The sequence below is a fragment of the Sphingomonas sp. Root241 genome (assembly GCF_001428865.1).
Lineage (GTDB): Bacteria > Pseudomonadota > Alphaproteobacteria > Sphingomonadales > Sphingomonadaceae > Sphingomonas.
Window position 1 is genome coordinate 674,138 of record NZ_LMIV01000002.1, and the last position, 19,429, is coordinate 693,566.

Annotated in this window: 20 protein-coding genes and 1 tRNA gene; 10 read left to right on the top strand and 11 right to left on the bottom strand. The window is 67.2% G+C overall.

Annotated elements, in window-relative coordinates:
* Positions 1-4 precede the first annotated feature (4 nt).
* Positions 5-1,600, bottom strand: a complete 1,596-nt coding sequence (gene secD / locus ASE13_RS13775; RefSeq protein ID WP_056616833.1) for a protein translocase subunit SecD — start codon at positions 1,598-1,600, stop codon at positions 5-7.
* On the bottom strand, positions 1,600-1,941 hold the full coding sequence (gene yajC, locus ASE13_RS13780; protein ID WP_056616836.1) for a preprotein translocase subunit YajC: 342 nt from the start codon (positions 1,939-1,941) through the stop codon (positions 1,600-1,602). Before yajC ends, secD begins: the two co-directional genes overlap by 1 nt.
* A 142-nt stretch (positions 1,942-2,083) precedes the next feature.
* Between yajC and ASE13_RS13785 the strand changes: the two genes are divergently transcribed.
* Positions 2,084-2,160 (top strand) — tRNA-Pro (locus ASE13_RS13785).
* Between the two features lie 68 nt (positions 2,161-2,228).
* On the opposite strand, the gene ASE13_RS13790 is transcribed toward ASE13_RS13785, so the two are convergent.
* The 7 genes from ASE13_RS13790 to ASE13_RS13820 form a co-directional block, all read right to left on the bottom strand.
* Positions 2,229-3,407: a winged helix-turn-helix domain-containing protein gene (locus ASE13_RS13790; protein ID WP_056616839.1), complete on the bottom strand. Its 1,179-nt coding sequence runs from the start codon at positions 3,405-3,407 to the stop codon at positions 2,229-2,231.
* An 89-nt stretch (positions 3,408-3,496) separates the two neighbouring features.
* Entirely contained in the window at positions 3,497-3,682 is a 186-nt protein-coding gene (locus ASE13_RS13795; protein ID WP_056616842.1) for a hypothetical protein, read from the bottom strand.
* A gap of 50 nt (positions 3,683-3,732) precedes the next feature.
* A complete protein-coding gene (locus tag ASE13_RS13800) occupies positions 3,733-4,368 on the bottom strand; it encodes a TMEM175 family protein (RefSeq protein WP_056616846.1) in 636 nt (211 codons plus the stop codon).
* Positions 4,369-4,410: 42 nt separating this feature from the next.
* Positions 4,411-5,001 (bottom strand): hypothetical protein, encoded by a 591-nt coding sequence (locus ASE13_RS13805; protein WP_056616848.1) that lies wholly within the window; start codon positions 4,999-5,001, stop codon positions 4,411-4,413.
* 88 nt (positions 5,002-5,089) lie between these two features.
* Positions 5,090-5,293 carry a hypothetical protein gene (locus ASE13_RS13810; protein WP_056616851.1) on the bottom strand — a complete coding sequence of 68 codons (204 nt, stop codon included), beginning with the start codon at positions 5,291-5,293 and terminating at the stop codon, positions 5,090-5,092.
* Positions 5,294-5,363: 70 nt separating this feature from the next.
* Entirely contained in the window at positions 5,364-6,554 is a 1,191-nt protein-coding gene (locus ASE13_RS13815; protein WP_056616853.1) for a glycosyltransferase, read from the bottom strand.
* A gap of 53 nt (positions 6,555-6,607) precedes the next feature.
* Positions 6,608-6,961, bottom strand: a complete 354-nt coding sequence (locus ASE13_RS13820; RefSeq protein ID WP_056616855.1) for a glycine zipper 2TM domain-containing protein — start codon at positions 6,959-6,961, stop codon at positions 6,608-6,610.
* Between the two features lie 119 nt (positions 6,962-7,080).
* Here ASE13_RS13820 and ASE13_RS13825 point away from each other — a divergent pair, with 119 nt between their 5' ends.
* From ASE13_RS13825 to ASE13_RS13835, 3 genes are all read left to right on the top strand, one after another.
* Positions 7,081-7,506 carry a cupin domain-containing protein gene (locus ASE13_RS13825; RefSeq protein WP_056616858.1) on the top strand — a complete coding sequence of 142 codons (426 nt, stop codon included), beginning with the start codon at positions 7,081-7,083 and terminating at the stop codon, positions 7,504-7,506.
* Positions 7,507-8,347: 841 nt separating this feature from the next.
* Positions 8,348-8,764, top strand: coding sequence for a low affinity iron permease family protein (locus ASE13_RS13830; RefSeq protein WP_056616861.1), 417 nt, complete (start codon positions 8,348-8,350; stop codon positions 8,762-8,764).
* A gap of 88 nt (positions 8,765-8,852) precedes the next feature.
* Positions 8,853-9,719, top strand: a complete 867-nt coding sequence (locus ASE13_RS13835) for a phytanoyl-CoA dioxygenase family protein (RefSeq protein ID WP_162254696.1) — start codon at positions 8,853-8,855, stop codon at positions 9,717-9,719.
* A gap of 104 nt (positions 9,720-9,823) precedes the next feature.
* On the opposite strand, the gene ASE13_RS13840 is transcribed toward ASE13_RS13835, so the two are convergent.
* Positions 9,824-10,597 carry a S8 family peptidase gene (locus ASE13_RS13840; RefSeq protein ID WP_056616867.1) on the bottom strand — a complete coding sequence of 258 codons (774 nt, stop codon included), beginning with the start codon at positions 10,595-10,597 and terminating at the stop codon, positions 9,824-9,826.
* 111 nt (positions 10,598-10,708) lie between these two features.
* Entirely contained in the window at positions 10,709-11,881 is a 1,173-nt protein-coding gene (locus ASE13_RS13845; RefSeq protein WP_235536982.1) for a serine hydrolase domain-containing protein, read from the bottom strand.
* A 56-nt stretch (positions 11,882-11,937) separates the two neighbouring features.
* Here ASE13_RS13845 and ASE13_RS13850 point away from each other — a divergent pair, with 56 nt between their 5' ends.
* From ASE13_RS13850 to dacB, 6 genes are all read left to right on the top strand, one after another.
* Entirely contained in the window at positions 11,938-12,822 is an 885-nt protein-coding gene (locus tag ASE13_RS13850) for a LysR family transcriptional regulator (RefSeq protein ID WP_056616873.1), read from the top strand.
* A gap of 94 nt (positions 12,823-12,916) precedes the next feature.
* Complete coding sequence (dgcN, locus tag ASE13_RS13855; RefSeq protein WP_200955714.1) at positions 12,917-13,951, top strand: N-acetyltransferase DgcN; 1,035 nt, start codon at positions 12,917-12,919, stop codon at positions 13,949-13,951.
* Positions 13,909-14,898, top strand: a complete 990-nt coding sequence (dgcA, locus tag ASE13_RS13860; protein ID WP_056616879.1) for an N-acetyl-D-Glu racemase DgcA — start codon at positions 13,909-13,911, stop codon at positions 14,896-14,898. The genes dgcN and dgcA overlap by 43 nt, the downstream gene beginning before the upstream one ends.
* Positions 14,895-16,454, top strand: a complete 1,560-nt coding sequence (locus ASE13_RS13865) for an N-acyl-D-amino-acid deacylase family protein (protein ID WP_056616882.1) — start codon at positions 14,895-14,897, stop codon at positions 16,452-16,454. The genes dgcA and ASE13_RS13865 overlap by 4 nt, the downstream gene beginning before the upstream one ends.
* Before the next feature lie 178 nt (positions 16,455-16,632).
* On the top strand, positions 16,633-17,877 hold the full coding sequence (locus ASE13_RS13870) for a dicarboxylate/amino acid:cation symporter (protein WP_056616886.1): 1,245 nt from the start codon (positions 16,633-16,635) through the stop codon (positions 17,875-17,877).
* Positions 17,878-17,983: 106 nt separating this feature from the next.
* Positions 17,984-19,417, top strand: a complete 1,434-nt coding sequence (gene dacB, locus ASE13_RS13875) for a D-alanyl-D-alanine carboxypeptidase/D-alanyl-D-alanine-endopeptidase (RefSeq protein WP_056616889.1) — start codon at positions 17,984-17,986, stop codon at positions 19,415-19,417.
* Positions 19,418-19,429: the final 12 nt, after the last annotated feature.

The following is a 19,429-nucleotide window of genomic DNA, read 5'->3' on the forward strand; positions in this document are numbered from 1 at the left end:
TCCCTTAAATGTGGATTTCGGTTGGCCGGTTACGGCGCAACCAGATCGTGACGAGCATGCGGGTGAACACCACTGCAGTGAACACCGAGGTGGCGATACCGATCAGCAGCACCACCGCGAAGCCGCGCACCGGGCCCGAGCCGAGGATCAGCATGATGAAGCCCGCGATCGCGTGCGTCACGTTTGCCTCGAAGATCGTCCGGCTGGCTTCCTTGTAGCCGAGCTCGACCGACTGGATGATGCTGCGGCCGCGGCGATGTTCCTCGCGGATGCGTTCGTTGATTAGCACGTTGGCGTCGACCGCGGTGCCGATGGTGAGCACGAAGCCGGCGATGCCGGGCAGCGTCAGCGTGGCGTTGAGCATGCCCATCACCGCAAGGATGACCAGCACGTTGATGACCACGGCCATCGTCGCATAGATGCCGAAGCGGCCATAGGTCAGGATCATGAAGGCGATGACCGCGACCACCGCGATGACCGACGCCGTGATGCCCGCCTTGATCGAATCGGCGCCGAGCTCGGGGCTGACGGTCGATTCCTGGACGACGGTGAGCGGCACTTTGAGCTTGCCCGACCGCAATGCGATCGCGAGCTGGTTGGCGCTCTCGACGGTGAAGCCGCCGTTGATCACGGCACTGCCGCCGAGGATCGGTTCGTTGATGCGCGGGGCCGAGATCACCGTTCCGTCGACGATGATCGCGAAGGGTTTGCCCGAATTCTCCTGCGTCACCTTGGCGAAGCGCCGCGAGCCGGCGCCGTCGAGCTGGAGCGTCACGCCTGGCGCACCGGTGGTCGGGTCATAGCTTTGCGATGCGTTCACCAGCATGTCGCCGGTGATCATCACCTGCCGCTGGACCGCGATCGCCCCGCCGCCTTCGGCATAGGGCATCAGCACCGATCCCGCCGGCGCGATGCCCTTGGCGATGTCCGCCGGATTGGCAGTGGTGTCGACGAGGCGGAATTCGAGCTTGGCGGTCTTGCCGAGCAGATTCTTGAGCGCGGTCGGATCGTTGAGGCCGGGGACCTGGACGACGATGCGGTTGCCGCCTTCGCGGACCACGGTTGGCTCGACGGTGCCGAGCGCGTTGATGCGCCGCTCGACCACTTCGCGCGCGTCGTTCATCGCCTCTTCGACGGCCTGGTTCAGTCCTGCATTGGTGGGCGTGAGCACGAAGCGGGTCGAATCGACGACTGCGATGTCCCATTCGCGCTGGCCGGTGGTGCCGACGCCGCTGCCGGTGATCGCCAGCAGCCGCTCGCGCGCCGCGTCGACCTTGGCCGGGTCGCGGACCATGAAGCTCAATTTGCCGCCCTGGACCGAGATGTCGCCGATCTCGACGCGCGGATCGCGCCGCATCTCGCTGCGCACCTGCTCCTGCTTCTGCTCGAGCCGCGCCTGTGCGACGTCGTCGGTCTTGCCCTCGAGCAGCAGATAGGAGCCGCCGGCGAGGTCGAGGCCGAGATTGATCGCGGGCTTCGGGATCCAGGAAGGCCAGGTCTCGCGGACGCTCTTGGGGATGAAGCTCGGGATCGAGATCGCCACCAGCAGCGCAAGGCCGAGGGTGATCGTCAGAACCTTCCAGCGGGGAAAGTCGAGCATCAGTCGTTCGCGGGCTTGCCGCCGCCGAGCGGGCGGACTTCAGCGAGAGTCGCCTTGATCGCGCGGACCTTGACGTTGGTGCCGAGCTCGAGCTCGACTTCGGTCTCATCGACCTTGGTGACCTTGCCGATCAGGCCGCCGGCAGTGACGACGGTGTCGCCCTTCTTCACGCCGCCGACTGCGTCCTGCAGCGCCTTCATGCGCTTTTGCTGGGGACGGATCATCAAGAAGTAGAAGACCACGAAGATGAGGACGAGCGGCAGCAGCGAAACGATCGCGCCTGCGGTACTTCCGCTTTGTGCGGCGCCTGCGGCCTGTGCATATGCTGGGGTGGCGAACATGGGTTTCCGGTTGCCTGGATTTGCGGGGCGCGGAACGGCCCCGTTCAAGCGGCGCGCGCTATCATGCGTTACAGGGACACGCAACTATTGTCGGTGTCGCTTGCATCCTGCGGCGGACCGGAATAGAGGGCGCACCCTTGGTCGGGGCGTAGCGCAGCCTGGTAGCGCATCACACTGGGGGTGTGGGGGTCGCAGGTTCGAATCCTGTCGCCCCGACCAGTTCAAATCAGGAGCCTAGCAGGCGGCATTTCGGTCGCCGCCCGCGAATCGCTCTCCGGTTTCAGCAATTATCCTACCTGAATGACCTCCCCCACCCGGACGGCATCGAGGTCGAGCCATGCCGCCATCCGGTCGAGCTCTATCCCGAGGCGCTCCAGGGTTTCGGCGGGCGCGTCGGGTTCGAGAGTGATGCGGTGCGCGAGGAGGATGCGGGCCTGGCGGTCTGCCTTGAGGTCGACGCGCGCGACCAGCGCCTCGTCCAGCAGGAAGGGAAGCACATAATAGCCGTGGATCCGCTTGTCCTGTGGCACGTAGATCTCGATGCGGTAGCGGAATCCGAACAGGCGTTCGGTGCGGCCGCGCTCCCAGACCAGGGGATCGAACGGGGCGAGCAAAGCGGCGCCGCGCACGCGGCGGGGCAAATGGGCGTCGCGGTGCATCCAGGCTTTCTGGCTCCAGCCTTCGACCCGGACGGGGACCAGAATGCCGGCCTCCGCCTGGACGGCGATCGCATGATCCGCCTCTTCGGGCTTCAGCCGGTAATAGTCGCGAAGGTCCGCCGCGGTCGCAACGCCGAGCGCCCGCGCGCTGCGTTCGATCAATGCGCACTGCGCGCTTGCGGCATCGGGGGTGGGCAGATCGAGAATGGCATTCGGCAGCACGCGCTCGGGCAGGTCATAGACTCGGGCGAAGCTGCCGCGGCGCGTGGCGGTGGTGATCCTGCCCGACCAGAACAGCCATTCGAGCGCGTGCTTGGTGTGGCTCCATTCCCACCAACCGCTCTTGCTCGACCCGTTCTCGAAATCGGCGGCGGTCAGCGGGCCCTCGGCGGTGATCCGCTCGAGTATCGCCGCTGCTTCGGGCCGGCGCTCCGCCGCAAAGCGCTTCAGGGCCTGATAGCCGATCTCGCCGCGCTCGGCGCGGGCCATGCGCCAGCGCAGGAGGGGGTGTAGATCGAGCGGCAGCAATGAGGCTTCGTGCGCCCAATATTCGAAGAGGCGCCGCTGGCGCAGAGGGCCCCACGCGTCCCGTTCCAGCAGCGTACGGTCATAGCTTCCCAGCCGCGAGAAAGCGGGGAGATAATGCGCCCGAATCAATACGTTGACGCTGTCTATCTGGAAGAGCCCGAGACGGTCGGCGGTCTTGCGCAGGGAACCAACGGTCGGGCGTTCGGGGCGACGCATGCCGAACCCCTGCGCCGCGAGCGCGATTCGCCGCGCATCCTTCAGAGAGAGTGTGTTCGACACAAGCCGCTGCGTGGACGCGGGGAGCTAGGGTCGTCAACCATCGTCGGTCGAGGGGCGATCTGATCGCGCTACCGACAGCCAGATAGAACCTAGTCGGCGGGATTGCCGCTCGGTTCGGCTTTGCCGGCATCTTCGGCAGGATCGAAATCCTTCGCCCAGCGCGCCGAGTCATTCTCGCTGTCGAGCGTATCCTTTGGGCGCTTGGCGTCGCCGGACTTCTGATGTTCGGTCGAGAGGTTGTGCGGGCTGGTGCCGCCGGCGGAGGTGTCGCGCATGATTCGTCTCCTGCTGTCGAGCGGAAAACGGCCGGAGCGCCGTGCCGGTTTCAGAGATGCGGCTTCCAGCGCTGCAGCAGCAGGCGCCAGAGGAAGATCGTCGCCAGCGCGGGCTGGCCGAGCCACGGCACGAACAGGCTGACGATCAGGCTGGTGGCGGCGCCGAGCAGGACCGAATAGCCGCGTTGCCGCAGCATGAGGCACTGTTCTGGGGGAACATGCTCGCCGACCACGGGGGGTGAGGTAATGATGCGCTGGAGCCGGATATTGGCGAGCGCCGCCAGCATCATCCAGCCGCAGTAAAACGCCACCGGCACGCGATGGCCATAATATTCGGACGACAACGCCGTGAAGAACGGCATCGCTGCGATCGTGCAGAGCATCACGAGATTGGGGAAGACGATCCGCGGATCCCAGTGGCGGGCGCAATCAAAGGCGCGGTGATGCCCCGCCCAGAACGAACCGATCACGAAGAACGAGATCAGAAAGCTGACGAAATGCGGGCTGAGCTGCGCCAACGCGATGAGGAAATCATGATCGCTGCGGCTCCCGTGCACTTCGGGCACGCGGACCTCGATGATCAGCAGCGTGATCGCGATGGCGAACACTGCGTCGGAGAAGAAGATCAACCGTTCGAGCGCATGGCCGGGGCCCTGCAGCTCCGGCTCCTTGCTGGTCCTGCGCATATTTCCCCCTTCGAACCTGTCCCTGCCGCCCCCGGCCGCCGATTATTCGCTCGCCTTGGGGGGCGTGGGCTTCCTGGGTGCCGGACGGCGCGCCGCGCGCGGCTTGGCGGCACTGCTCTCCGGGGCCTTGCGGCGCGCGGGCGGCTTGGGCGTCGCCGCCGGCGCAGGAGCGGGCGCGGCTGTCTTGCCGGCACGCGGAGCCGGGGTCGCGTTCGGCGCGGCGGGCTTGCGCGCGCGGCGAGTGACCGGCTTGGCCGCGCTCTCGGCAGTGGTCGGCTTGGCGGCGGCAGCTGCGGTCTTGGGCTTCGCCGCGGCTGCCTTGCGCGTGCGTTTTGCAGCGGGCTTGGCGACCGCAGTCGCGACATCGGACGCGGCTTGCGCCACTTCGGCAGCCGCGTCCTTCGCAGTGTCGGCGGCTTTCGAAGCGCCCTTCTGCACTGCGGGCTCGTTCTTGAGCTTGGCAGCGATCGCCACCAACCCGGCGGCTAGGATATCGGCGACGATCGGATGCCTGGCGAGCTCGGAGAGCTTGCCGCGCACCGCTTTGGGGAGCTTCACTCCCGCGATGCTCTTGGGGAGGAACGAACCCTTGCCGGCCGCGCCCTTGTCGTCCTTTTTCTTCTTGTCCGCCATCACTGTCCTCCGCGTTTCGTGACGACAGTGTCACGGATCACCGCCGGGTGAGTCAACGCAGGAACGCGATCGCGTGTCCGCGGCCGAGTCAGTGGGTGGTGGCGCCAGGCTCCTCGCGCTCGAAAACGATGTCGAAACCCTCGCATTCGTCGGGCTCGTTCGTGCCGCTGGCATCGCCGCCGGCGCGCTCGGTCGGAGTCTTGCTGCGCTGATCGGCCGCGCGCTCGCCGGTTGCGGCGTCGGCATCTCGGCCGATGATCGAGATCTCGGGATTGCGGTCGCGGTCAGCCATCTTGTTTCTCCAGCCCCAACCCGTCCGGGTCAACGGCGCGCGAACCGAGTCGTTCCGCCTGCGCCACGGATCAGGCGGCGACGGCGGTGGACCGGTGCTTCGCGACGACGCGCTGGAGAAAGGCGTGGAGCCGGGCGCTGTTGGCGGCCCAGGTGAAGGACTCGACCGTTGCGCGGACTTCCGCCGGATCGGGCGGAGTGGCGATCAGTGCGGCCAGCGCTGTTGCAAAGGCTTCGGGCGTGCGCGCGACGATTCGGCCGCCGATGTCGCTGCGCACGACCTGGCGCGCGCCGCCGACATCGGGAATCACTATCGGCGTGCCGCTCGCCAGCGCCTCGAGCCAGGCATTGGCGAGGCCCTCACGTTCGGAAGCGAGCGCCATCGCGTCGGCGGCGGTGAGGAAGGTCGGAAGCTCGGCATGCGGAACCGAACCGAGCAGCCGCACGCGATCGCCGAGCCCGAGGCGCGCGATCTGCGCGACGAGCGAGGCCTTGTGGGGGCCTTCACCCGCGATCCAGAGCTGGACGCCCGGCAAGGTCGCGACGGCATCGATCAGGATCTGGTGGCCCTTGAGCGGGATCAATGCGCCGACCGAGAGGACGAGCGGCCCGGTGACGCCCAGCGCGGCCTTGGCTTCGGCGCGGCTGCCGAGCGCGAAGCGCCCGAAATCGACGCCGGTGACGATGCATTCGGTGCGATCGCCCGGGAGCCCGAGCGCGGTCATGTCGTCGCGCATCGCCTCCGAGACCGAGAGCAGACCGTCGGCGGCGTGCGCGGCGGCGCGGATCTGGGGGCCGATCACGGGATTGCGGCCCCAGCCATGGATATCCGAGCCGCGCGCCTTGATCGAGACGGGCACGCCGAAGCGGCGGCCGAGTTCGACTGCGGCGACGCCGTCGGGGAAGAAGAATTCCGCGTCGATCACGTCGAAGGCGAAATCGCGGCGGATTTCGCGGAGCAAAGGAGTCACGGCGTCGGCCAGTGCGCGGGCATGGAAGCGACCGCCGGTGCCGGGAATGTTGCGGAACGGGGGACGGCGGACGGCGAGGCCCTTCCAGTCTTCGCGCGCCGGAAGCGCGGCGAGATCGCGGTAGCGGGGCAGCCGGTGCAGCGGGGCGGGGGGGAGGCCGAGCGGGGCGACGACGCGCAGCTCGACATCGGGGTGCTCGGCGAGTGCGAGCGTCTGGCGCTCGACGAAGATGCCGAAATTCGGACGCGACGCGTCGGGGAAGAGAGTGGAGAGAACGAGCACGCGGAGCATATGGGCGCCTATACAGCGCCAAGGTTAATGCTCCGCGTGCGATTCTTCAGGCGTTAGCGGCAGCGACGGTTGCTGCTGCTCCGCTCGATTTCGCGGCCGGCAAGCGCGCCGGCAGCGGCGCCGAGGATGGTGCCGGTGGAGCGATCACCGCGGCTATCGATCGAACGGCCGACCAGCGCACCGGCGACGCCGCCGACGACGAGGCCCGTGGTGCCGTTGGGCTTGCGACAATAGCGGCGACCGTCACGGCCACGCCATTCGCGATAGGCATAGCGACGGCGCTGGGTATCCGCGCTGTAACCGGCCTTATAATCGTAAACCTTGGCTTCGGCCTTGGGGGCCGGCAGAGCCACCGTGGCGGGGATCGCCACCGCGACCGCGCTGAGCGCAACAATGAACTTATGCATGATTCACTCCCATATTATCGATTCTAGTTACAGGAACCGCTAGCGAAACGTTCCGCGGCGGCGCGCGGTTTCATGAACCTGAAACTACGTCCCGCTCATCTGACGTTGGGATTTTCAACATGAACGCGCCACGAACGATCATCGATACGCTCGGTCTTTCACCGCATCCGGAAGGCGGCTGGTATCGCGAGACGTGGCGCGCCGCGGGCGAAGATGGGCGATCGGGCGCGACGGCGATCCATTTCCTGCTCGAGCACGGCCAGCGATCGCACTGGCACCGCGTCGACGCCGCCGAACTCTGGTTATGGCATGCGGGGTCGCCGCTTGAGTTGCTGGTCGAGCAGGAAGACGGCGCGATCGACACGATCCGGCTTGGCGGCGACGTGATGCAAGGCTATGCGCCCCAATCGCTGGTGCCGGCGAATCGCTGGCAATCGACCGAGGCACGATCCGGCTGGGCGCTGGTGAGCTGCGTGGTCGTCCCCGGCTTTGATTTTGCCGGCTTCGAGCTTGCCGCACCGGGATGGGCGCCGGGTGCGGATTGAGCCTTCTGTCCCCGTTATTCACGTTATCCACAGGCTCCGGGCATCATTTGGTGCTTTGAACGACTCGGGATCGATGACAGCATCAGTCTTGTAAGAAAGGCGGTTCGGCAGAGGGAAACCAAAGCGGAACCAACGACTTACGCGGACCGGACGAGTGCAGGTGCCTTCGGGAAACCACCTTGAACGGGACGGGGAGACGAGAGCGACGGTGGTTGCGGGAACAAGGCGATGCGCAAGCGTCGCGGCGATTTCGAGAGACGCCGAAGCAGGCTGGACCGGATGCCGAAGCAAGCGCGCAAGCGCCCGCCGAAGCGAAGGATCAGCTGACGGACGAGACCGAAGCCGATAGGCCCGCGCAAGCGGCAGATCGACGGAGGGATCGGCCCGAAGAACGAAGCCCAGGGCATTGGCCACCGCGCAAGCGAGAAGTCGAAGCCGATGGATTGTTCGGGAAATCGTATCCAGCAAGGCTTCATGGTTCCGCCTTCGGGCGAAGTCATGGAGCGGGCCACCGAAGGCCGGAAACGAAGCCTGTTTCTTCGGAAGCGTGGCGATCAGCCGGCCCCGGTGACCGACGCGAAGCTCGCATGCCCTTGCCGGCGCGAGTGGAGCATGCCGCCGAAACCAGGCCACGCGTCCTTCGGGATGAGAGGCTGAAGTCCGGTGACATGGGGACTGGCAGCAATGCCGGTCCCCTTTTGCGTTTCGGACGCCTTTTCGCCTCGGCGACCCTTTTCTCAGCGCCCTTCGTCTCAGCGGTACTCGCCGGTGCCTGCTCGTCTGACTGATGACCACCGCATTTTCCCTCGCTAACATGCATCAAAATCGAGAGGGATCGACAATGAGCGGGGTGTTCGAGCGATTTGCGCAGTCGGTCGCGGCCTGGGCGGGCAGGCCGATATCGTTCGCGGTCGCCTTCCTGATCGTCGTCGGCTGGGGGATCAGCGGGCCGCTGTTCGCCTGGTCGGACACGTGGCAGCTGGTGATCAACACCGGTACGACGATCGTCACCTTCCTGATGGTGTTCCTGATCCAGAACGCGCAGAATCGCGATGCCGCGGCGATCCAGGCCAAGCTCGACGAACTGATCCGCGCGCTCGACACCGGCCGCAACGAGTTCATCGGGATCGAGCATCTCGGCGAGAAGGAATTGATTGCGATCCGCGACAAGCTCGAGCGCGACAGCGGGCGCGAGATGCCAGAGCGGCACGAAGGAATGGGCCGTGTGTTGCTGCGGCGCGGCAGGCGCACGCCATAGCCGCAGGGCATTGGCGAGTGCGTGCACGCTTATTGCCGCCGCTGGGCCGGAGGGGCCAGAGTTGCTGCGTCCGGAGGTGGAGGAAAAGGTGGGTTTCGAACAGCCTGGGCTGCGTAGTGGCGCCGAGGAAGGCGACTATGTGACGAAGTTCCGGCGCGACGGCTATGCGGTGCTGCGCGGCTTCTTCAGCCCGCAGGAAGTCATCGGGATCGGTGCCGCGATCGACCAGATCTACGCCGAGGGCGTCGCGCACGGGCGCAAATTTCGCCACGGCAACCTCTTCTACAACGTCACGCCGGGCGAGGATGGCGAACCCGTGGTGCGGATGGTGCAATGGCCCTCCTATCATCAGCCGGTGCTCGATCGCGTCCGGCGCGACCCGCGCATGGCGGCGATGCTCGCCCCGCTGATCGGGGGCGACGTCAAGCAGATCATCAACCAGCTCCACTGGAAGGCGCCCGGTGGGATGGGCGATTTCGCCTGGCATCAGGATTCGCGCTTCCGCAAGCCCGATGAATGCTACCGCAATCTCGGCACTTCCTATGTCCAGACGGGCCTTGCGATCGATCCGCACACGCCCGAATCGGGCTGCATGCGGTTCTTGCCCCGCACGCACATGGCGGGCGATCTCGATTTGGATACCTCGACCGAAGTGCTCGGCAACGCGATGGCCGACGATGTGCTGGTGGCCGCGGGACTCTCGCCGGAGGACGCAATCGATCTGGTGCTGGCCCCGGGCGATCTCGCTTTGTGGAACCCCTATCTGGTGCACGGATCAGGCACCAACCGTTCGGATCACCAGCGGCGGCTCTACATCAACGGCTATGTCCGTGCCGAGGATTGCGACCGGGGCGAATGGGCGTTTCGCGGCGGAGAGCCGGTGCCATTCGGTCCCGAGCCGGCGCTGGTCCATTACGAGGAACTGCGCGAGCGCGGCGGGCCGCATTACCTTTGAGCCAGCGGCTTTTGGCGTCTCATCGGAGCGACGAACGAGCTCGTCGGCAATCAATATCGCACTGCAAATTTTATCGCCGACGCGCGGATCGCACCCTTCGCGAGCTATTTTGCCGCGTGCTGCCGGCTGGCGAGGAACCGTGCCGTCTCCAGCGGCGCCGCGAACGAAGTGCCCGTGCCGGTAACGGCTCGGCCGTCGATCGCGGCGGTGGGGACCTTCACGCCGAGTTGCCAGGCATAATTATAGCCTTCGGGCGTAGCGTCGGGACGGTTGGTGCCGCTCCATGGCTGGCCTTGCGCATCGATCGCGCCGACCAGCACCGCGTTGGGATAGGCGGCGCGCGCCGGGCCGAGATTGCCGGGATGATCATAGCCGTTGTTGCCGGCGGCGAGCACGACGCGGATACCCTTGGCGGCGGCGTCGGCGATCGCCGCGGTGATCGACGGATCCTTGTCGAGAGCGAGTGAGATGTTGATCGCGTCGACGCCGAGATCGGTGGCGCGGCGGATCGCCCGAGCTACCGGTGCGGCGGACGGTTGGCACGGCGGATTGGCGCCCGCGGGGCAGCCGGCGGGATCGTCGATGCGCAGCGAGATGATGTCGACCTGGCCGTGCGCGGCGCGTGCGAGGATCGTCGCGACCATCGTGCCGTGATCGTAGCGCGGCTTGAATTCGGGTCGCCCAGGGTCCGAGGCCATGTCGTATTCGGCGGAGACGAGCCCGGCGAGCTCGGACGTCTTCGCGACGCCGCTGTCGATGATCGCCACGCGCGGGCGCGGGATCATCACCGTGACCGGCGGCGCGACGACCGGCGATGGCACGGCGACAGGTGCGACTGTTTCGAGCAGCGCGACGAACGACAGGAAAAGCGTGTTCACGTACCCCGACCCCCCGGTCAAAGCGATTCACTTCGTCCTTGCTATCCTACCGAGCTTTGCGGCGGGATTGCGGTGATGTGCGGGGTGTACGGTTAATAATTTGTATACCAATCAGCGGGGTGGAGCGGCGAGCGCTTCCTCGACCGGCGTGAAGGCCGAGCGCGTGCCGGTCGTATCGGGCACGTCGGTGGCGAAAAAGACCAAGCCGGTGCCCGCGGCGCGATCGAGCCAGAGGCCCGAGCGCAGGCCATAAGCCTCGCCGCCATGGCCCAGGCGCGGGCGGGCATCGCCGAACAGGTTGTCGCTGCAGCCGGGGCGGGAGGTGGGGAGGAAGGTCACTGCGAGTCCGTAGCTGCAATAAAAGCCGTTGCTGGTGTCGCCGTTGCTGCCGTCGAAGGTCCATAAGGGCGTTTCGAGCAGGGCGACCGATTTGGGCGTAAGCAGGCGGACACCGCCGACCTTGCCGTTGCCGAGCAGGAGGCGGCCGATCTTCGCCAGCCCGCGCGCGGAGATGCGCAGGCCGCCTTGCGGCGAGAAGATCGCGCCATTGGCCCCGGCGCGCCATTTGCCGAGATCGCAGCTGCCGTCGGTCGCGGGCGTTACTGCGCAGGCCGGTGGGGCGCCCTTGTGATCGTCCTTGGTGGGCTGTCTCGACCGATAGATCGCCACCGCGCGAGCCGCCATCGCTGGCGAGCAGCTTGCCCAGTTATAGCATGCGTCGAGCTTGAGCGGTGCGAGCACCAGCCGGTCCATCAGCCGGTCGAAGCGTTCGCCGGTGGCGCGCTCCATCACCGCGGCGATTACCGGGAAATTGAAGTTGGTATAGCGGAAGAAGGTGCCGGGCGCGTGATCGGCGTCCCAGGCCTTGGGATCGGCGAGCACGCCGGCCATGTCCGCGTCGAGCGGGAGGACATAGTCGACATTGTCGGTCAGGCTTGAGCGGTGCGAGAGCAGCAGGCGGAGCGTTATCGGCGTATTGGGGAAAGCGGGATTGCGCAGTTTCCAGCCGAGCGTCTTCGAGACGTCCGCGTCGAGGTCGAGTCTGCCCTGCTCGACCAGCCGCAGCACGCCGATCGCCACCACCAGCTTCGAGACGGAGGCGACGCGGACGGGATCGTCCGGAGTGACCGGCCGCTTTGCCGCGAGATCGGCAAAGCCCGAAGCCGTCACCGCGGTCTCGCGCCTGCCGGTGAAGGCGATGCGGACGCGGGCAACGGGTTCGCTGGCGACGGGTTCGGGAGCGGTCTGCGGGAGTGCCGCGAAGAGCATGGCAGGGAGCAACATGACCGAACGATGACGGGCGCTTTCCCTTTTCGCAAATCGCGATACTCTCCCCACCCATGAACTTGCGGCATATCGAGATCTTCCACGCCGTCTATGTGAACGGATCGGTCAGCGGCGCGGCGCGCGCGCTCAACGTGTCGCAACCTTCGGTGTCGAAGATGCTGCGCCACGCCGAATCCCTGCTCGGCTTCCAGCTGTTCCAGCGGACCAACGGCCGGCTGGTGCCGACCGAGGATGCGCACACCCTGTTCACCGAAGTCTCGGAGATCCAGGACCGGGTCTACGCCCTGCGCGAGGCGGGCAAGAATCTGCGCCGCGGATCGGGCGGGATGCTGCGGGTCTCTGCGCTGCCGAGCCTTGCGCTGCAGGCGCTGCCCACGGCGGTGGCGCAGTTCCTGAAGACGCACGAGAACGTCAAGTTCGACCTCCAGACCGTGCACCACGACGATCTGCTGCGGAAGCTGTTCGAACGCGAGACCGATATCGCGATCGCCTATGAAGTGCCCCCTGCCGCGCCGATCGACCACAAGCCGCTGGGCGAAGGCGAATTGGTGGTCTTCTATCGCGAGCAGGACATGCCCGACGCGCCGCCGCGCTGCGACATGAGCTGCCTGAAGGGGCACCGCTTCATCAGCCTCGCGACCAGCGGGCCGATGGGGCAGCTGTTCACGCAGGAGGTCCAGCGCCAGGGCATCGTCCTCGACGACGTGATCCTCGCGCGGACCTTCTACATCGCCGCCGCACTGGTGCAGCAGGGCGTGGGGATGACCGTGGTCGACAGCTTCACGGCGCAGGCCTCGCTCGCGCCGGGGCTGGCGATGCGGCCGCTGAAACCGCCGATCACCTTCGGCGTTCATGCGATGTACCTGCACAATCGGCCGCTCACGGCGCTGGCGACCGATTTCCTCAAGACGCTGCGGAGCGTGATCGACGTTGCATGATCCGGAGCCCGGCGGGGCCATAACAACGGGCTATGCCGCGCGCGCCAGACGTTATGCGCAGACTTTTGGGCACGCGCGATACGGAAGGGCCGTGATGATCCCCGCTCCCTATTTGCTCTATCTCGGCCACAGCACCGACGCCGTCGGCATCAAGACCTCGCGTGGGTTGGCCGCCTTCCGTCCGGACGATTGCGTCGGCGAATTCCGTTACGATGATTGTCCTCTGACTCTCCACATCCCTCGCATGACGATCGCCGAGGGTGCCGCGGCCGGCGCAAAGACCCTCGTGCTCGGCATTGCGAATTCGGGCGGGACGCTGGGTCGCGACCTGGTCGACGACGCCGCGGCGGCGCTCGAGGCGGGGATGAACGTCGCCTCGGGGCTCCACCAGCGGCTGCGCGACCAGCCGCGGCTGGCGGCGCTCGCGAAGGAGAAGGGGCTCCAGCTGTTCGACGTGCGCGATCCGCCCGCGGACCTGAAGGTCGGCAACGGATATAAAAGGGCCGGCCGCCGGCTGCTGACCGTCGGCACCGATTGCTCGGTCGGCAAGATGTACACCACGCTGGCGCTGGCGCAGGGCATGCAGGCGCGCGGGATCAAGGCCGATTTCCGCGCCACCGGCCAGACCGGCATCCTGATCGCCGGCGGCGGCGTGCCGATCGACGCCGTGGTCGCCGACTTCATCTCGGGCGGGATCGAGCAGCTCGCACCCGCACGCGACGATGACGGCTGGGACCTGATCGAGGGCCAGGGCTCGCTGTTCCATCCGAGCTTCGCCGGAGTCTCGACCGGGCTGCTCCACGGCGCCCAGGCGGAGGCGCTGGTGATGTGCCACGATCCGAACCGGCTCCACATGCGCGGCATTCCCGGCCGCGCGCTGCCCGAACTGGGCGAGTGCATCGAGATGAACCTGACTGTCGCGCGGCTGACCAGCCCGAACGTCCGCACGGTGGGCATCTGCCTCAATACCTCCGCGATGGACGCGGCCGAAGCCAAGGCATTGTGCGCGCGGATCGAGGACCGGCACGGCCTGCCCTGCACCGATCCGATCGCCTTCGGCGTCGATGCCGTCCTCGACGAACTATTATGTCCCGCACCCTCCGCGCGCAGCACGATAGCTTCCCACTGAGCCAGCCCTTCCGGATCTCCCGCGGCGTCAAGACGCAGGCGGAGGTGGTCACGGTGGAGCTGGAGCAGGGAGGCGTGGTCGGCCGCGGCGAAGGCGTGCCTTATGCCCGGTACGGCGAGAGCATCGAGAGCGCGCTTGCCGCAATCGACGACGTTCGCGACGCAATCGAGGGTGGCGCCGACCGCGCGCAATTGCTGGACCTGCTCGGCGCCGGCGCGGCGCGCAACGCAGTGGATTGCGCCTTGTGGGACCTCGAGGCGCGGCTGGGTGGACGCAGCGTCGCCGCGAAGATCGGTGCGCCCGAACCGGGCAGGCTGGTCAGCGCCCTGACGATCGGCATCGACACGCCGATGGCGATGGCCGTCGCGGCGAGCAAGATCGCCGACGCACCGCTGATCAAGGTCAAGGTCGATGCGACGATCCCCGACGCGCAGATCCGCGCGGTGCGCAATGCCGCGCCGAACGCGAAGCTGATCGTCGATCCAAACGAGAGCTGGGATCAGCAACTGGTGCGCGCGATGCAGAGCGTGCTGGTGGTGCTGAGGGTCGATCTGCTCGAGCAGCCGGTGCCTGCGGAGGCCGACGAATGGCTCGAGAATTTCTCACCTGACGTGCCGATCTGCGCGGATGAATCGGTGCATGTCGCCGCCGATCTCGACACGGTCGCGCGGCGCTATCAGGTGGTGAACGTCAAGCTCGACAAATCGGGCGGGCTGACCGAGGCGCTGGCGCTGGCCGAAGCGGCGCGGGCGCGCGGGCTGGGGCTGATGACCGGCTGCATGGTCAGCTCGTCGCTGTCGATCGCACCGGCGCTGCACGTGGCGCGGATGTCCGATTTCGTCGACCTTGACGGTCCGATCTGGCTCATGGAGGATCGCCCCGGCGGGGTGCGCGACGAGGCCGGCTGGCTCTGGCCGCCGCAGCAGGGATTTTGGGGAACGATATGAAGGTCGCGCTGCTGTCCGGAATCGCGGCCCTCACTTTGGGAGCGGCATCGCCCGCTCCGCAGAAAGTGGACCTGCTGATCCGCGGCGGCACGATCTATACCGGCTCGGCCGAACCCTTTGTCGGCGATGTCGCGATCAGCGGCGACAGGATCGTCTCGGTGAGCCGCCACGCCGATGTGACCGCCGCACGCGTGATCGACGCCAAGGGCATGATCGTCGCGCCGGGGTTCATCGATCCGCATACCCATATGGGCGGCGACCTGACTTCCGACGACGCGGCGAAGCGGCTGGTGCCCGCTTTCCTGATGCAGGGCGTGACCACTGCGTTCATCGGCAATGACGGCGGCGGCAGCCCCGATGTCGCCAAGGTGCTGGGCAGCGCCGCGAGCAAGCCGGTGGGGATCAACTATGCCGCTTATGTCGGCTTCGGCGCAGTGCGCGAGAAGGTGGTGGGCGAAGCGGATCGCGTGCCGACCGCCGCCGAGCTCGGCCAGATGAAGACGCTGGTGGCGAACGCGATGTGCCAGGGCGCATTGGGCCTCTCTACGGGCTTGTTCTATGCGCCGCAGAGCTTCGCGAAGACCGACGAAGTGGTGGCGCTCGCGCGCGAAGCGGGGAAGCGCGGCGGCGTCTATGACAGCCATATCCGCGACGAATCCAGCTATACCGTCGGGCTCGCCGCGGCGATCGACGAGGCGATCGCGATCGGCAAGCAGGGCGGCCTGCCGTCGCATATCGCGCATATCAAGGCGCTCGGCGTCGATGTGCAGGGCCAGGCCCCGGCGATCATCGCCAAAGTGGAGGCGGCGCGCCGTGCGGGGCAGAAGGTGACTGCCGACCAATATCCGTGGTCGGCGAGCGGCACGAGCCTGGTCGCATCGCTGATGCCGCTCTGGGCGCAGGATGGCGGACGGCCGGCGCTGCTCAGGCGCTTCGACGATCCTGCGCTGGCGGAGAAACTGCGCAGCGGGATTACCGAGAATCTGCGGAAGCGTGGCGGCGCGGACAAATTGCTGATCGTCGAGGGGAAATACGCCAATCGCACGCTGGCCGATGTCGCGAAGGCGCTGGGGCAGGATCCGGTCAACGCGGCGATCACGGTGATCCGCATCGACGATCCGGGCGTGGTCTCGTTCAACCAGAGCGAGGCCGATATCACGCGCTTCATGCAGCAGCCCTGGGTGATGACGAGCTCGGACGCGTCGGGCGGGCATCCGCGCGTTTATGGCAGCTTCGCGCGGAAATATGCGAAGTACACGAAGGCGGAGCGGGCGATCACGCTGCGCCAGTTCGTCGAGCGGAGTTCGGCGCTGACCGCCGATACCTTCGAACTGAGCGGGCGCGGGCATCTGCGCGTGGGGGCCTTCGCTGACGTGGTGGTGTTCGACCCCGAGACCTATGCGGCGCGGGCGACCTATGAGCAGCCCAAGCTGACGGCCCAGGGCGTGCGGACGGTGGTGGTCAACGGCGTGGTCGCAGTCGACAACGGCGCGCTGACCGGCAAGGCCGCGGGCCGCGCGCTGGCGCACAAGCCGACCGCCGGGACGTGCCGTTGATGCTCGACTCCGCAATTCTCCCCTCCCTGCAAGGGAGGGGATCAAGGGGTGGGTCCAGCGTCGGGCAGGGCTCGATGCCCTGCTCGGCGCTTTTGTGCTTGGCGAAGAGTCTTTTTGGGCGCGCAGACGCGCGCACCCACCCCCAACCCCTCCCTGCGAGCAGGGAGGGGAGCAAGAAATGCTGAGCCGCTGGTTCGCCACCGCGCTCTGGAAGCGCGTGCTCGGCGCGTTGGCGTTGGGGCTGGTCTTCGCGTTCGTCTGGCCGCAGGGCACGCCCTACGTCCAGTTCATGGGCGATCTGTTCGTCCGCGCGATCCGGATGCTCGTCGCGCCGATCGTGCTGGTGACGATCGCGGCGGGGATCACTTCGCTCGCCGATCCCAGGCGATTAAGCGGGCTGGGCGGACGGACGATCGGGCTGTTCGCACTGACCACGGCGATCGCAGTGTCGGTGGGGATGCTGGTCGCCACTTTGGTCCAGCCGGGGGTGGGTGCGCCGCTCGGCACCGCGGCGCCGCACGCGCTGGGCGATCCCGTGACGCCGTACCAGCAGCTGATCGGGATCATTCCGCTCAATATCTTCGAGGCGCTCGCCAAGGGCGACATGCTCGCCTTGATCTTCGTCGCGATCCTGATCGGAGTCGGCACGGTGGTGGCGGGCGAGCCGGGCAAGCCCTTTGCGGCATTGCTGCAGGCGACGTCGGCAGTGCTGCTCAAGGTCGTCGGCATCGTGATGGAGGCGACGCCCTTCGGCGTGTTCGCGCTGATCGCCAACGCCGTGGCGGCGAACGGCGCGGCGGTGTTCGTCAATGTCGGGTGGCTGGCATTGGCAGTGGTGCTCGGCAGCCTGATCCAGATCGTGGTGGTGCACAGCCTGATCCTGAAGCTGTTCGCGAGGCTGCCGCTGCTGCCCTTCTTCCGTGGGATCATCGACGCGCTGGTCGTCGCCTTCTCGACTGCGTCGAGTTCCGCCACTTTGCCGGTGGCGATGCGCGTGGCGGAGAAGAATCTGGGCGTGGCGCGGCCGGTATTCTCGACGGTGCTGCCGCTCGGCGCGAGCATCGGCAAGGACGGCACGGCGATGTATGTCGGCCTGCTCAGCATGTTCGCGCTGCAGGCGTTCGGCACCCCGCTGAGCCCGCAAGTCTATGGCATGGTGCTGCTGACCGGCGCGCTCGCCGCATTCGGGACCGCGCCGGTGCCGTCGGCGTCTTTGTTCATGCTCGCCGCGGTGCTCTCGGCGGTCGGCGTGCCGCCCGAGCACACCGCGCTGGTGGTGGGTTTCGTGCTGCCGTTCGATCGGCTGCTCGACATGACCCGCACGGTGCCGAGCGCGAGCGCGAATTTGGTGGTGGCGACGACGGTGGCGCGCTGGGAAAACGAGCTCGACGAAGAAATCTATCGGGCGAAGGATTACGCGTGACGATCCTCCCTCGCGAAGCGGGGGAGGGGGACGCGATGCCGCGCGGTTATGCCCTGTTTCGCGCTGGACATTTGCCCGCGCGCGGTTTCGCTTTAGGCTTTCGCACATGAAACGATCGCTGCTGCTCCCGCTCCTCCTCGTCGCCACGCCCGCGCTTGCGCAAGCGAGCCTGCAGCAGCGTGTCGAGGCGAAGCTCGGCGAGGCGGCGACGGGGACGCGCTTCGGGCTGGTGGTGACCGACGCCGACGACAAGGAGATCGTCGCGGTCAATCCCGACGGTCGGTTCATGCCGGCGTCGAACACCAAGATGTTCACTACCGCCGCGGCCTATGCCTCGCTGACCGGGCTCGACCAGCCCGACGCGGCGGGCGGCGCGGCGGTGCGGATCGAGGGACAGGACGTCATCCTCGAGGGGCATGGCGATGCGCGGCTCTCCAGCGCGGCGGATTGCACGGTGGATTGCCTCGCCACGCTGGCGGACGCGGTGGCGGCGAAGACCAGGCACGTGCGCAATGTCGTCGGCGACGACACGGCGTTTCCCGACCAGCGCTGGAGCCCGGGGATGAGCTGGAACAACATTCCGAGCCGCTACGGCACGGGGATTTCGGCACTGACGCTCGACGACAACGAGCTGGTGATCGACGTGACACCCGGCGCAGTCGGCGCGCGGCCGGGGGTCGCGCTGCCGCTGCCTTATTACAGCGTCGACAACCGCATGGTGACGGTGGCCGGGTCCGAGCGGAAGATCGGCTATGACCGCGCGCCCAACGGCACTGTGCTGCGGCTGACCGGCACGATCGGCGTCGACGCGAAACCCGATCCACTGCGCGTCGGCATCGACGATCCGGCGCATTATGCGGCGTGGCGATTCAGGGCCCTGCTCGAGGCGCGGGGCGTGAAGGTGACGGGCGACGTCGCGGCGCGCCACCGGGCGCCGATGCCGGACGACGATCCCGATGCGCGCAACGGCGCACCCGCCGCGCGGCCGCCGGTGCAGCCGGCGCTCGCCAGGCTGACGCCGCCGCCGCTCGCCGAGGACGTGGTCCGGATCAACAAGGAGAGCCAGAACCTCCACGCCGAATTGCTGCTGCGCCGGGTGGGCCTGAAGCGCGGCGGCGGATCGATCGCCGACGGGATGATCGAGGTCCGCGCGATGCTCGATACCGCGGGCGTGCCGCGCACTGCCTGGGACCTGTCCGATGGTTCAGGCATGTCGACCTACAACCGCGCCGCGCCGCGCGGGACGGTGCAGATGCTCCGCTGGATCGCGGCCCAGCCCTGGGGCGCCGCATGGCGCGCGTCGCTGCCGATCGGCGGCGTCGACGGCACGCTGGCGCGGCGGTTCAAGGGGACATTGCTGGAGGGCAAGGTCTTCGCCAAGACGGGGACGATCAACGCTACCAATGCGCTGTCGGGCTATCTGATCGCGAAGAACGGGAAGATGCTGACCTTCTCGTCCTTCGCCAACGACGTTCCCGCCGATGCGAGCGCGACGAAGTTCATCGATGCCGCGCTGGTGCTGGTGGCGGAGGCGAATTAGGGTTCACCGACC